Source organism: Umezawaea beigongshangensis (assembly GCF_016464305.1).
Taxonomy (GTDB): domain Bacteria; phylum Actinomycetota; class Actinomycetes; order Mycobacteriales; family Pseudonocardiaceae; genus Umezawaea_A; species Umezawaea_A beigongshangensis.
The window spans coordinates 259,349-272,867 of record NZ_JAEIOJ010000005.1; the positions used below are offsets into that span (position 1 = coordinate 259,349).

Consider the following 13,519-nt stretch of genomic DNA (forward strand, 5'->3'; position numbering starts at 1 on the left):
CTCAGGGTGCGACCCTGATGACCCGGCCGTGCGGACGTGTGACGATCAGGGGGTGAGTTCCCCGGTGGAGACGGTGCAGGTGCGAGCGGTGGAACCGGTGCGGCGGCGGAGGTCGGCGCGCCTGGTCGCCGGCGTGTCGGGCGGGCTGGCCGACCACCTCGGCGTCGACGTGTTCTGGGTGCGCGCGGTGTTCGCCGCGCTGGCGGCCCTCAACGGCGTCGGAGTGCTCGCCTACGGCATGTTCTGGCTGTTCGTGCCCCAGCGGGCGTCCGACGCCCCGGAAGCGCCTCCGACGCCGCGCGAGCGGCAGCAGGCCGTCGGCCTCGCCGCACTGGGCGTCGGGCTGGCCGTGTTCTCCGGCATGTCGTCCGGGTCCGCCATCAGCGGCTGGATCACCGGACCCGTCGCGGTGGCCCTCGTCGGCGCGGCCGTGGTGTGGCGCGAGGCGGACGAGGCCCAGCGCCGCCGCTGGCGCGACGGGGCCCGCACGAGGCGGATCACGGCGCTCCGCGTCCTCGCGGGGGTGGCGCTCGTGGCCATCGGCATCGGCGTGCTGCTGTTCACCAACATCGGCCTGGACCAGATGCGCTTCGCGCTGCTCGCGGTGGCCGCCACCCTGATCGGCGTCGCCGTCCTCACCGTGCCGCTGTGGATCAAGCTGGTGGGCGCGCTGGGCGAGGAGCGGCGGGCCCGCATCCGCACCGAGGAGCGCGCCGAGATCGCCGCCCACCTGCACGACTCGGTGCTGCAAACGCTTGCCCTCATCCAGAAGCAGGCCGACGCGCCGCGCGAGGTGCGCCGCCTCGCTCGCGGCCAGGAGCGGCAGCTGCGCGGCTGGCTCTACGGTCCGTCCGGCTACGGCCGCGAGATGACCGCCCAGCGGGCCAGCACGACCCTCGCGGCCGCCGTCGCCGCCGTGTGCGGCGAGGTGGAGGACGCCTTCGCGATCAGCGTCCAGCAGGTCGTGGTGGGCGACTGCGAGGTCGACGAGCGGATCAACGCGGTCGTGCAGGCGGCCAGGGAGGCCGTCGTCAACGCCGCCAAGCACGCGGGCGTCTCCGAGGTCAGCGTCTACGGCGAGGTCGAGGCGGACCGGGTGAACGTGTTCGTGCGCGACCGGGGCACCGGATTCGACCCGGACGGCGTTCCGGGTGATCGTCACGGGCTGGCGGACTCGATCCGGGGGAGGATGGACCGGCACGGTGGACGTGCCGGGCTGCGCACGGCCCCCGGAGAGGGGACCGAGGTGCACCTGGAGATGCCGAGGAAGACGGAGGCGCGCACGTGAGCGCACACGAGGGACCGGACGGGCAGGAGCTCGTGACGGTGTTCCTGGTCGACGACCACGCCCTGTTCCGGGCGGGGGTGCGGGCCGAGCTGGACTCGGTGACCGACCGGGTGCGGGTCGTCGGCGAGGCCGGATCGGTCGCCGAGGCCGTCGCCGGGATCGGCCACCACCGGCCGGACGTGGTGCTGCTCGACGTGCACATGCCCGACGGCGGCGGCGCCGAGGTGCTCAAGAGGCTGCGCACGACGCTGCCCGACGTGGTGTTCCTGGCGCTGTCGGTGTCCGACGCGGCCGAGGACGTGATCGCCGTCATCCGCGGCGGCGCGCGCGGCTACGTCACCAAGACCATCTCCAGCCAGGAGCTCGCGAAGGCCGTCGTGCGGGTGTCCGAGGGCGACGCGGTGTTCTCGCCGCGGCTCGCCGGATTCGTGCTGGACGCCTTCGCCGACCGGCCGGGCGCGGCTCCGATCAGCGATCCGGAGCTGGACCTGCTGACGCCGCGCGAGCGGGACGTGCTGCGGCTGCTGGCGCGCGGCTACGCCTACAAGGAGATCGCGTCCGAGCTGTTCATCTCGGTCAAGACGGTCGAGACGCACGTGTCCAGCGTGCTGCGCAAGACGCAGCTGTCCAACCGCTACGAGCTGTCCCGCTGGGCGTCCGACCGCAGGCTGGTCTGAGTGGCCCGTCGGCTCGCCCGCGCGTGCACCGAGGTCCTCGCACCGTGGGTCTGGGTGCTGATACTGCCCTTCGCGCTGGCGTGGCACGTCACCGGCACGCTCGGCGGGACCCTCCTGTGGGGTCTGCTGGTGGCGCTGACGGCCTCGGTGCTCCCGATGGCCGTCATCGTGCGCGGAGCCAGGCTCGGGCGCTGGAAGGGGCACCACGTCACCAACCGCGAGGGCAGGGTCGTGCCGCTGCTGGTCGCGGCCGCGTCGCTGATCTCGGGCACCGTCGTCATGCTCGTCGGCGGGGCGCCGCGGCCGCTGCTCGCGCTGATGGGGAGCATGGTGGCCGCGCTGGTGGTCAGTTCGGTCGTCACGTTCGGTCTGCGCTGGAAGATCTCGCTGCACTCCGCCGTCGCGTTCGCCTCGACGGCGACGATGGCGGTCGTGTCCGGCCTCTGGCCGCTGGTGTTCCTGGTGCCGGCCGTGCTCGTCGCGTGGTCGCGGGTGGAGCTGGGTGACCACACGACGGCCCAGGTGCTGGCCGGAGCACTCATGGGCGTCGTGGTCGGTGGTGGCACCTTCTGGGTCCTGCTGGACTGAGCACCGGCCCGCTCAGCCCACCGCGCGAAGTCGTCGTGGAGGCCACGGCCGGCTCCTCAGTCCGTGAAGACCATCTTCGCCAGCTCGCGGTCGAAGTCGATCCACAGGTCCTCCTCGCCCGGCTGCACCACGTCGTAGGTGAGGTCGAGGAACTCCGCGACGTCCTCGGCCTCCGCGGTGAGGATCGCGAAACCGGTCGGCGCGTTCAGCTCCAGGAGCACGCGCGCCGGGTCGTCGGCCGCCGGCCGCACCATGATGTCGCCCTCGCCGGAGGGTGTCAGCAGGCCGTCGGCCAGCAGGTCGCGGGCGAACATCCACTCGACCTTGCCCTGCCCGGTGTGGAAGAGGACCGCCACGGCGTAGGGGTCCTCCGGGTTGTAGGTCAGCTCCGCCTCCACGGGTGCGGGGGCGACGCCGGGCACCAGGAGGTGGAAGGTGGTCTCCACGCTGACGGGCGCGTTTTCGAGTTCCATGATCGGGTTCCTTCCCTGCGGACTTCACGCTCTCATGGAAGAAGACGCGCGACCCACCCCCCGCAGACGACATTCGCCGATGAACCATTCGATCGGGGGAGACGGCTGTCTCACTTTCACCCGTTTGCCCTGGAAAACCGTCTTGAATGGCCCTCTCACCAGCGATAACGCACCGTGGTTGATCGACTACTTGGCGCAGAGAACCGGCTCGGCGACGGTCGGCGGCGGAACCACCGCCGGTGCCGGAGCCCGCCGGGACAGGGCCACGCCGACGAGGACCACGAGCGCGCCGGCCACGATCCGGAGGTTCAGGTCCTCTCCGAGGAACGCCGCGCCCAGCAGCACCGACACCACCGGCAGCAGGTATCCCACGGTCGTCGCGTTCGTCGGGCCCTCGTCGGCGATCAGGCGGTTGTTGATGATGAACGCGGCGCCGGTGCCGAACACGCCCAGGATCCCCACGGCGATCAGCGCGCCCGCGTCGAGGTGCACGGGCTGGAGGCCGCCGACCGGGACGGTCACCGCGATCAGCGCGCCGCCCGCGAGGAGCTGCGTCGACGTGAGCTGCAGCGAGGACAGGCCCCGGCCGGACACGTGCCGCCCGATGTGGGTGTAGGCCACCGCGTAGGAGATCGCGGCCAGCAGGCACGCCAGCGCGCCCCAGGTCATCAGCCCGCCCCGCTGCCACGGCGCGAAGATCAGCAGCGTGCCGCCGAAGCCCAGCGCGAGGCCGGTCAGCTGGACGGGGGTGCGCCGCTTCTCCGACCCCAGCGCGAACCCGAGCGCGAGCGTCCACAGCGGCGTCGTCGAGTTGAGCACCCCGGCCACGCCGGAGTCCACGGTCTGCTCGCCGACGGCGAACAGCACGAACGGGATCGCGTTGCCGAACAGGGCGGCCACGCCCACGTGCGCCCACGTGCCGCGGTCGGCGGGCAGCCGCTGACCGCGGGACACGGTGATCGCGACCACCACGGCCGCGCCGAGCAGCGTGCGGACGAGCGCGATCTGCACGGGGCTCAGGCCGGTGAGCGCGATCTTGATCCACAGGAAGCTGGAGCCCCACAGCAGTGCGAGCACTCCCATGCGGACCAGCGTGCCCGGTGCCGTCACGACTCTTCCCCGATCTTCGGTGCGGTGTTCACCCCTTCACGATGAGCGGCCGGACTCGTCAGCACAAGTGAAAAGAAGTGCACGACCCTTAAGCTGAACTGTAAGATCGCGTCGTGCTGGACGTGCGCAGGATGCAGGTGCTCAGAGCCGTCGTGAGCAGCGGTTCCATCACCGCCGCGGCCACGAACCTCGGCTGCACGCCCTCGGCGATCAGCCAGCAGCTCACCGTCCTGGAACGGCAGGCCGGGCTTCCGCTGCTGGAGCGCGCCGGGCGCGGTGTGCGGCCGACCGAGGCGGGCACGCTGCTCGCCGAGCACGCCGCCGTGCTCGCCGACAAGCTCCTGGAGGCCGAGGCCGCGCTGGCGGACCTGCGCGCGGGCCGGGCCGGTCGCCTGCGGGTCCGCTACTTCGCCACCGCCGGGGTCGCCCTGGTCCCCCCGGCCGTCGCCCGCTTCCGCAGCGCGCACCCCGCCGTGCGGCTCGACCTCAAGCTCACCGAGCCCGACGACCCGATGCGCGAGGTCGAGGCCGGACGCGCCGACGTGGCCATCGCGATCGTCCACCCCGGCACGGAACTCGTGCCGGGGGTGCGGCTGGTGCACCTGCTGGACGACGCCTACGTCGCGGTGCTGCCGCGCGGGCACCGGTTGGCGCGCAAGCGGATCGTCGACCTGGCCGACCTCGCGGAGGAACCGTGGGTCGACACGTTCTACCAGCCGGGGCCGTGCCGCGACGTGGTCGTGGACGCGTGCGCCGGTGCGGGGTTCACGCCGTGCACCGTCGTCGAGGCCGAGGACTTCCCGACCGCCCGCGGCTTCGTGGCGGCCGGCCTGGGCGTGACGGTCGTGCCGGGGCTGAGCCTGGACACGATCCACCAGGGGGTCGTGGTGCGCAGGCTGCGCAGGCCGGAACCGGTGCGCAACATCTACGCGGCCGTGCGGGCCGACGCGATGGGCAACCCCGCGGTGGTGAGCCTCATCGAGGCGCTCACCAGCGCCGTCCGGCCCTAGCCGTAGTTCTCCTCCTTGCTGATCAGCACCACGTCGCCGCGCCACTCCAGGGACAGGAGCTTGCGCTCGGTGACGACCTCACCGGCCTTGCTCGTGTACTTCAGGTCGAGGACGTAGGCCATGTCGTCGTTCGGCGTGAAGTTGATGATCTCGACCGACTCGATCGTCTCCCAGAACCCGCGGTAGCCGTCGAACCCGCCGGACTGCATCTTCTGGTTGAGGCACTTCCACGCCGCGGTGGGATCGCTGGGCGCGAGCTCGAAGTACGCCTCGAACAGCGCCTTCTGCTCCTCCCTGGTGGGGGCGGCGGTGTACCCGTTGGTCTTGGGCGTCCTGCCCCCGGCCTGAGACTGCGACCGCGAGGTGGGCGGCGCGGCGCCGTTGCTGGGCTGCACGGACGACGACGTGCCGGGAGACCCCGCGTTGTTGTTCCCGCTGCTGCCCTCGTCGGCGGAGAACGCGTTCACGGCCAGGATGCCGATCACGGCCGCGGCGGCGACCGCCAGCGCCGTGTAGAGCACGGACTTCTTGTTGCTGCCCGGCGCCGACGCGGCCGGTCGCGAGTTGTACTGCGGGGCGGCGGCCGGACGGTTCGCGGCGCGCGGAGGCGGCGGGGGAGGGCTGGCCTGCCGGCCGGGCGCGTGGCCCCGGTTGTCGACCGAGCGCACGTCGACCCGCGTCGCGTTCGGCGCGGGCGGCGGCTGCTGCTGTCGCTGCTGCTGCTGCTGCTGCTGCTGCTGTTGCTGTTGCTGAGGTCCGGCGGGCGCCATCGCGCGGGTCGCCGAGGGCTGGTTCACCGCGATCGGGGTGCCTCGCCACGACGGCGGGTGCGAGGTCGGCGCGGCCATCGGGAACTCCGGCGCGGCACGACCGGCGGCCACCGCGGCCAGGCCCTCCTTGGCCTCGGCCATCGTCGGCCGGTCCTCCGGCTCGGCTCGCAGCAGGCGCATCAGCAGCGCCGTGAGCTGCCCGGCGTGCTTCGGCGGCACGATCTTGCCCGAGGCGACCTGGTGCAGCAGCGCGATGGTGTTCTCGTTCAACCCGAACGGCGGAGCGCCCTCGACGGCGGCGTACAGCGTGGAACCCAGGGAGAACACGTCGGACGGCGAGCCGGGGTCGTAGCCCTTGGCGACCTCGGGCGCGAGGTAGGCGGGCGTGCCGGCCAGCATGCCGGTCGCGGTGACGGTGACGTCACCGGTCGCCCGCGAGATGCCGAAGTCGGTGATCTTCACGGTGCCGTCGTCGCCGAGCAGGATGTTGCCGGGCTTGATGTCGCGGTGCACGATTCCCGCGTTGTGCGCGGCGGACAGCGCCGAGGCCACCTGCGAACCGATGTTGGCGACGTCGCGGGGGCTCAGCGTGCCGCGCTCGGACAGCACGGTGGACAGGCTCTTGGACGGCAGGTACTCCATGACGAGCCACGGCTGGCCGTCGTCCTCCGCGACGTCGTAGACGGCGATGGCGTGCGGGTGCTGCAAGCGGGCGGCGATGCGCCCCTCGCGCATCGCGCGTCTCTTCGCCTCGTCGGTGTCGGCTTCGGCCAGACCCGGCTGCAACAGGAGCTGCTTCACCGCGACGGTGCGGTGCAGACGCTCGTCGTGCGCCTGCCACACGACGCCCATCGCCCCGCTGCCGATTCTCCGACCCAACCGGTAGCGGCCGGCAACTAGGCGGCCATCGTCGGTCACGGTTGCTCCCTGTGTACTGCTGCGTCGGCTTCTTGCGTGGCGCGTACGTGTTCGCATCGCCATCGGGCGACAACATTGCACACGTTCTGGAGGTATTACGTCACCCTCTAGTGCGTGTGTCCACCTTACGAGGTCGACTATTCGTCTTCTCCGCCTCCTCCTCCACCGCCTCCTGGCGGCAGGGAGAGGGAGGGTGTGCTCGTCCCGGGCGGCTGGGTGGTCGTCACCGGGGGCTTGCTGGTCGTGACCGGGGGCTGGGTGGTCGTCGTCGGAGGCGGAGTGGTGGTCGTCTCCTTCTCCTCCACCACCTGCGTCGTCGTCTCCTGCTCGGTCGTCGGCTCCTGGGTGGTGGGCTGCTCGGGAGGCGGTGCCACCGCGGCGCGCGAGGAGGTCGTCGGAGCGGCCGTCTGCGACGACGTGACCCCGCCACCGGTGTCGGGCTGCTGCTCGTCCTTCGGCTTCTGCTCGTAGTCGAACGCGCCCAGCGCGATCAGCAGGCCGCCGAGGGCGAGCAGGAGCACCAGCACGACCGCGGCGATCACCAGCGGCCGGTTGTTCGACTCCGGGTGCACCGGGGCCATCGGCGGAGAGGTGCGGACCGGGCCCCGCGGCGGAGAGGTGCGCGCGCCGCCGCCGACGACCCGCGTGCGATCCGGGTCGAACACCGTCGTCGCGCCCGTGGGAGCGGCTCCGGGAGTGCCGGCGGCCCGCAGACCGCTGAGCGTTGGCGTCCTGCCGCGGGCCACCGCGTTGAGCAGCTCGCGGGTCTGGCTCATCGTGGGACGGTCGTCGGGCTCGTAGTTCAGCAGCCGCAGCAGCACGTCCGCGAGCGGACCGTCGTGCTCCGGCGGGTTGATCCGTCCCGCGGCGACCGCGTGCAGCACGCCGAGCGTGTTCTCGCTCAGGCCGAACGGCGGCTCGCCCTCCATCGCCGCGTACAGCGTGGAGCCGAGGGAGAACACGTCGGACGCCGGCGTCGGGTCCTGACCGCGCGCGATCTCCGGCGCGAGGTAGGCGGGCGTTCCGGCGATCAGCCCGGTCTTGGTGACCGTGATGTCGTCGCTGGCCCGCGAGATGCCGAAGTCGGTGATCTTCACCAGGCCGTTCTCGGCGAGCAGCACGTTGCCGGGCTTCACGTCGCGGTGCACGATGCCCGCCGCGTGCGCGGCCGACAGCGCGGACGCGGCCTGCGCGCCGATCCGGGCGACCTCGATCGGGTCGAGCGAACCCTGGTCGGCGAGCGCGTCGGCGAGGCTCCACGAGGGCAGGTACTCCATGACCAGGCACGGAGCGCCGTTCTCCTCCACCACGTCGTACACGGCGATGGCGTTCGGGTGGTGCAGCTTCGCGGCGATGCGGCCCTCGCGCATGGCGCGCTGGATCGCCTCGTCCTGCTCCGTGGTCTCCAGGCCCGGCTGGAGGAGCAGCTGCTTGACCGCGACGATGCGGCCGAGTCTTTCGTCCTGGGCACGCCAGACGACGCCCATGGCACCGCTGCCGATGCGATCGATGAAGCGGTACCGATCGGCGATCAGACGACCGTCGGAACTCACCCGACCACCTCGTCGGCGCGTTGCGGGACCGCGGCTGGTGCTGCAGGTCTCACGCTGGGGCTCCTCGTCGTGTCGGGCCGACCCTGCCCAGCCCTCACCTGCGCGGGAACGAGCCTGCGACGCACGTGCGGGGGGCGACTGCCAGAAGAGCGTACCCCTGCCGGGGTCACCACCGGACGCCCGCCGGACACGGGTCCGAACACGACGAACCGTTCAGGACGCCACACTCCGCGCACCGCGATTAGCCCTTCCCGCCAGTCGTCCGACTCCGAACGGAATACCGGACGCGAGGCCCCGCCGTCACCGGTTCGGGCGAAGATCGTCGCGGATTGGGGCCGAGTGGAGCAACGCCTACTCGGCCGGAGCGAAGAAGTCGAACTCGCCGAGGAGGTTCAGGACCGGGCCGAGGTCCAGGTCGACGTCGACCACGACGCCGCTGCTCGGGGCCGGGCTGGTGGTGCTCTCGTCGGGTGCGGGTGCGGGTGCGGGCACGGACGCCGACGGGAGGGCCGTGGAGGGTGCGTCCGACGACACCGGCGGCGTGGTGGTGACGGGGGAGGGCGTGGTCTCGACCGGCGCGCTGGTGCTCGGCGGGGCCGAGGTCTCCGGGGCGGGCGTCTCGGTGCCGGGGGCGGGCGTCTGCGTCTGCGGCGCCGTCTGCTCGACGGGCTGCTGCTTCGGCTGCACCGGGTTGCGGTGGATCTCGCGCGGCGCCTGCTGCGGGACCCGCGCCTCCGGCTGCTGCTGCGGCTGCTGGACCTGCGTCGCGGTGGTCGTGGGGACCGACGTGCTGAAGTCCTGACCGGTCGGCTGGCGGGTCGCGGCGTTGCCGTTGCCGGTCTCGGCCCGGTCCGAACCGGTGGAGCGGTCGGTGGTGTCGAAGCGGACGTCGGCGAGCGGGCGCTCGTCCGGCGTCGACAGCCAGGACGACGCGCCGAAGGCGACGGAGCCGCAGAGCACGACTCCACCACTGGCGATGGCGACGAGCTTGCCGATGGACAGACCGCCGCGGTCGGGGTCGTCGTCGCGGCCCTCGCGGCGCAGCAGCTCGGTGACGTGCAGCTCGCTGTCCGGGGGGAGCTGGCGGACCTTCGCGAACTTGACGGTCGGCTCGGTGGCGGTGCTGCCGCCCGCGGGGCGGCTGTCGCGAGCGTCCTCGGCGGTGACGACGGGGATGGGCTGCGTCTCGGCTTCGCGCCGGGCGATCAGCTCGGCCACGGAGAGCCGGTCGGTCGTCCCGTCCAGCCTTCGACGTTTGTCCTCGTTCGGCACCGCTCGTCACCTTTCCTGCCAGACGTCTGCGTACTGGCCGTGCATATGGATACCGAATTGTGACCCAATTCGTAACCCCTTCGGGGGCAATCTCACAGGTAATCGCTGATCAAGTCATACTCATGGTGAGTATCGCCACACATCTACTTACTCTGAGTGATCAACGCCACGAGGTGTTCTGACGTGATCACACCGGGTTCACGAGCGTCAGCTCCGCAGGGCGGACAGCACCTCGGTGCCGGTGATGCGCGGCGTCACCGCGTCGGCGAACCGGAAGAGCTGCTCGATCCGCAGCTGCCCGCCGGTCAGCTCCTCCATCGAGACCACGGCGAGCACCGAGCCGTCGGGACGCGCGGTCGCGCTGTGCAGCGTCAGCGACCTGATCGACGCCCACGACAGCGCGAAGTCGCCGGGAGCGCCGTCGAGCAGACCGGGGCCGAGAAGCTCCGCCGCGGCGGCCGGTGAACCGGGCAGCAGCGAGTAGAAGGCCCGCACGACCTCGACCTGCGACAGCGGTCCCACCTCGTCGACCGTCGCGACGTCCCGCTGCCGCGGGGTCGCGGGAACGGCGTTCCCCGTGGTCTCCGCGTTCCCCGTGTTCCCCGTGTTCCCCGCCGCGGGGGCGGACGACACGGCGGACGGCGCGGCTGTCCCGGTCTCCGGAACGTCGGCGGCCAGCGGCGACGCGGAGGGCTCGGCGACACCGGCGTTCCGCTCCGGCGCGGGCGCGTCGTCGATCCTGAGCTGCTCGCGCAGCAGGTCGGGCCGCAGGGCGGTGACGCCGGTGATCTCCAGCTGCTCGCCGGTGGGCGGCACGTGCGCGGCCGGCCGGTTCCCCGCCAGGGCGGCCGCCGTCGCGACCGACGCGAACAGCACGAGGGCGCCCGTGACGACACCGGCGGCCCTGGTCGCCCTGCTGGCCCGTCGCGGGACGACGTGCTCGTGCCGCTCGGCGCGCAGCAGGTCCAGCACGAGGCGATCGGTGGACGCCTGGTCGTGCGTGGGGATGCGGATCGGGCGCGGCTGCTTGTCCATCAGCTCTGCCACGGTGATCGCTCCGGCGCGGTCGTGCCGACGACCAGACGTCGTGGGGCGCTGCACTGGCGACTCCTCCGTGCGTTCTGCGGTCGACGCAACTCGTACCCGGTGCAGGAGTCCGGACGCCAGGTGAACTGCGGTATTCACCTTTTCGTGGCGTCTAGCGGTACTGGTGGTCGCTCGGACGGAGCAACGATCACGGACCGTCGTTTGGCTGTGCGTCTGCGAACTACCGCTGGTCGCCGCTGGCTGGCCGTTCGCCGTCGATCAGGGGGTCGTCACCCAGGGTGAACGTCAGCTCGTGCGTCTCCGTGGTGGTGCTGCCGTCCTCGCGCGTCACCCGGAGTACCGTCACGGTCACCCCGCGCGCCGGATCGGCCGTGATCTGCTGGACCTCGACGTGGGCCACGTCGGCGTACCGCTGCTGGACCAGCGCCTCGGTGCTCGTGCGGAACGAGTCGGTCGCCAGCGCGAGCGCCGTGTCCGCGTTCGTCGCGATCTCGGAGAAGAACGTCCCGGTCCTGGCCACCATGGCACCACCGTCGGCGGCGGGAGCCGTGACGGCGGGTGGCGAGGCCCCGGGGACGACCCGGCCCGGTGCGACGTCCGGGGTCGCGGCGCGGTTGCGCGCCGGAACCCGATCGGTGTGCCCGCTCGCGTGCTGACCGCCCGCGTGCTGACCGCCCGCGCGCCGCGCCGTGCGGGTCGTGCTCGGGAGCCGCTCGCCGATCGCCGCGTCCACCTCGAACTCGTCGGTGACCGGGCCGGTCGGGCGCGGCGGGGTCGACGGATAGCCCGGCAGGCCGATCTGGTCCGTGGACGACCGCGAGCCGACGAGCAGCGACGTGGCGACCGCGAGCCCCACGAGCGCGCTCGTCGCCGACAGCACGGAGAACCACGCCGCCCGCTTCCAGGTGCGCGGCGGGGTGACCGACGCGGGGACCAGGCCGATGTTGAACTTCCGCAGCCCGTCGGAGTCCTCCACCGGGTCGACGGTGTGCGGGGCGCACGCCAGAAGGACGTCGTCGCCCGGCCGCGGCGGGTCGAGCCGACCGGTCATCGGACCCCACGAGACGGCGCCGTCTCCGGTGTCACGCTCACCGAGCCGGTGCCTGCCCGTGTGCTCGGGCCTCGCTCCGTCGTCCATGTCCGCAGACCCTCCCGACCCGGGAGCCGGTCACCGTCCGGAGGACGGTGGTGACCGGCTCCCTCGTGTCAGGAAGGCTAGGTCGGGTGGATCGGGCCCGCGCGCCCCGATCACCGTCTCAGCGCGAGCAGCACCCGAAGGTGTGAGTGTCAGGCGCCGCTGCTCAACCGCTGGTGGCTGGTCTTGAGCTGCTGCGTCGCCAGCAGGCCGCTGCCGCCGGCCACGATCGCCCCGACGACGTCCAGCGCCGCGCCGTCGCCGGTGGTGATCAGCAGCCCGATCAGCGCGATGGCGGTCGTGATGCCCGCCGTCGTCCAGCGACTGCGGACGAACTGCGCGATCGGCGCACCGGCCGCCGCCTTCTTCTTGGCCGCCGAGCCGAGCATGGCGAGGTAGCCGTCGTGCGCCAGGGCGGCGAGCAGACCCAGGACGGCGATGAGACCAGCGATGATGCCCATGGGGACAGTGTGCCCGCCCGCACGGCCTCCTGGACATCCGTGATCACCCCGATACTGGGGACGTGGAGATCTTCTGGCACGAGGACTGCCTGGAGCACGACGCCGGAGAGGGGCTGTGGGAGCTGGCGGGCACGCCGGAGTGGCTCGACGAGCCCGAGAGGCACCCGGAGAGCGCGGCCCGGCTGCGCACCTTCCGCCACGCGCTGCGGCACGGTCCCGTCGCACCCCACCTGACCTGGCGCGAGGGCCGGGCCGCCACGCTCGACGAGCTGGCGACCGTTCACTCGGTCGAGTACCTGGAGCGGCTGCGGGAGGCGTGCGCCGGTCCCGGCCGGGTGGCACTGGACGCCAACACCGTCGTCGGACCGGGCAGCTGGCCCGCCGTGCTCGCCGCGGCCGGGACGACCCTGGAGGCCGCCCGCGCCGTGCTCGACGGCCGCACCCGCGTCGCCTACGCCCTCGTGCGCCCGCCCGGCCACCACGCCCAGCGCGCGTCGGCCGACGGGTACTGCCTGGTCAACAACGCCGCGCTCGCCGCGCAGGCCGCCGCGAGCGCCGGGCTGCGGGTGGCCGTCCTGGACTGGGACGTCCACCACGGCAACGGCACCCAGGACGTCTTCTTCGACCGCACCGACGTGCTCACCGCGTCGATCCACATGCGGCACGGCGCGTGGGGGCCGAACCACCGGCAGACCGGAGCGCCGGACGAGGTCGGCGCCGGTGGCCGCAACATCAACGTGGAGCTGTCGCTCGGCGCGGGGGACGCGGCGCACCTGCGGGCGCTCGACGAGGTCGTGCTGCCCGCCCTGCGGCGCTTCCGGCCCGACCTCCTGGTCTGCGCGTCCGGCTTCGACGGCTCGGCGTTCGACCCGAACGGGCGACTCTCGCTCACCGCGTCCGGCTACCGCGAGATCGGCCGCCGCGTCGCGGAGTTCGCCGACCGCGTCGTGCTCACCCAGGAGGGCGGGTACCTGCGCGGGTACGCGGCGCTGTGCCTGCACGCCCTCGTGGAGGGGCTCCTGCGGTTGCCGGAGCCGCTGCTGGAGGACCCGCTCGCCTACCTGCCCGACGACTCGGAGATCAACCCGGAGCGCACGACGGCCGACCTCGCCGCCGTGCTGACCACCATGTCGGGCGATCTGCGACCCCTGGTGTGACCACGGGCCGCAGTCGACACTCGTCGCCATGGCAGAGATCAGCTCCACGCTGCGCACCCG

Annotated in this window: 13 protein-coding genes; 5 read left to right on the forward strand and 8 right to left on the reverse strand. The window is 72.5% G+C overall.

From position 1 onward, the window contains the following. Positions 1-52: 52 nt before the first annotated feature. From IMZ35_RS15745 to IMZ35_RS15755, 3 genes are read left to right on the forward strand one after another with little or no spacing between them, the layout of a single operon-like run. Positions 53-1,288 (forward strand): ATP-binding protein, encoded by a 1,236-nt coding sequence (locus IMZ35_RS15745; protein ID WP_307868182.1) that lies wholly within the window; start codon positions 53-55, stop codon positions 1,286-1,288. Continuing rightward, the gene (locus IMZ35_RS15750) at positions 1,285-1,965 is read left to right on the forward strand and encodes a response regulator (protein WP_199441817.1); all 681 of its coding nucleotides are present in this window, start codon (positions 1,285-1,287) and stop codon (positions 1,963-1,965) included. The genes IMZ35_RS15745 and IMZ35_RS15750 overlap by 4 nt, the downstream gene beginning before the upstream one ends. A gap of 54 nt (positions 1,966-2,019) precedes the next feature. Continuing rightward, positions 2,020-2,553, forward strand: coding sequence for a phosphatase PAP2 family protein (locus IMZ35_RS15755; protein WP_307868183.1), 534 nt, complete (start codon positions 2,020-2,022; stop codon positions 2,551-2,553). A 56-nt stretch (positions 2,554-2,609) separates the two neighbouring features. On the opposite strand, the gene IMZ35_RS15760 is transcribed toward IMZ35_RS15755, so the two are convergent. Further along, entirely contained in the window at positions 2,610-3,026 is a 417-nt protein-coding gene (locus IMZ35_RS15760; protein ID WP_199441819.1) for an SsgA family sporulation/cell division regulator, read from the reverse strand. Positions 3,027-3,212: 186 nt separating this feature from the next. Next, positions 3,213-4,109 carry a DMT family transporter gene (locus tag IMZ35_RS15765; RefSeq protein WP_199441912.1) on the reverse strand — a complete coding sequence of 299 codons (897 nt, stop codon included), beginning with the start codon at positions 4,107-4,109 and terminating at the stop codon, positions 3,213-3,215. A gap of 140 nt (positions 4,110-4,249) precedes the next feature. On the opposite strand from IMZ35_RS15765, the gene IMZ35_RS15770 reads away from it, so the two are divergent. After that, positions 4,250-5,146: a LysR family transcriptional regulator gene (locus IMZ35_RS15770; protein ID WP_199441820.1), complete on the forward strand. Its 897-nt coding sequence runs from the start codon at positions 4,250-4,252 to the stop codon at positions 5,144-5,146. Here the strand turns inward: IMZ35_RS15770 and IMZ35_RS15775 are convergent. The 6 genes from IMZ35_RS15775 to IMZ35_RS15800 all read right to left on the reverse strand — a co-directional run bounded on the left by IMZ35_RS15775 (position 5,143) and on the right by IMZ35_RS15800 (position 12,302). Beyond that, positions 5,143-6,834, reverse strand: a complete 1,692-nt coding sequence (locus IMZ35_RS15775) for a serine/threonine-protein kinase (RefSeq protein WP_199441821.1) — start codon at positions 6,832-6,834, stop codon at positions 5,143-5,145. The two genes, IMZ35_RS15770 and IMZ35_RS15775, sit on opposite strands and share 4 nt — an antisense overlap. Positions 6,835-6,971: 137 nt before the next feature. Further along, a complete protein-coding gene (locus tag IMZ35_RS15780; RefSeq protein ID WP_199441822.1) occupies positions 6,972-8,387 on the reverse strand; it encodes a serine/threonine-protein kinase in 1,416 nt (471 codons plus the stop codon). 351 nt (positions 8,388-8,738) lie between these two features. Continuing rightward, the gene (locus IMZ35_RS15785; protein ID WP_199441823.1) at positions 8,739-9,659 is read right to left on the reverse strand and encodes a hypothetical protein; all 921 of its coding nucleotides are present in this window, start codon (positions 9,657-9,659) and stop codon (positions 8,739-8,741) included. A gap of 207 nt (positions 9,660-9,866) precedes the next feature. Further along, the gene (locus IMZ35_RS15790; RefSeq protein ID WP_199441824.1) at positions 9,867-10,706 is read right to left on the reverse strand and encodes a hypothetical protein; all 840 of its coding nucleotides are present in this window, start codon (positions 10,704-10,706) and stop codon (positions 9,867-9,869) included. Between the two features lie 220 nt (positions 10,707-10,926). After that, on the reverse strand, positions 10,927-11,757 hold the full coding sequence (locus tag IMZ35_RS15795; protein WP_199441825.1) for a hypothetical protein: 831 nt from the start codon (positions 11,755-11,757) through the stop codon (positions 10,927-10,929). A gap of 236 nt (positions 11,758-11,993) precedes the next feature. Next, on the reverse strand, positions 11,994-12,302 hold the full coding sequence (locus IMZ35_RS15800) for a hypothetical protein (protein ID WP_199441826.1): 309 nt from the start codon (positions 12,300-12,302) through the stop codon (positions 11,994-11,996). 62 nt (positions 12,303-12,364) lie between these two features. Here IMZ35_RS15800 and IMZ35_RS15805 point away from each other — a divergent pair, with 62 nt between their 5' ends. Then, positions 12,365-13,459 carry an arginase family protein gene (locus IMZ35_RS15805; RefSeq protein ID WP_307868188.1) on the forward strand — a complete coding sequence of 365 codons (1,095 nt, stop codon included), beginning with the start codon at positions 12,365-12,367 and terminating at the stop codon, positions 13,457-13,459. Positions 13,460-13,519 lie beyond the last annotated feature (60 nt).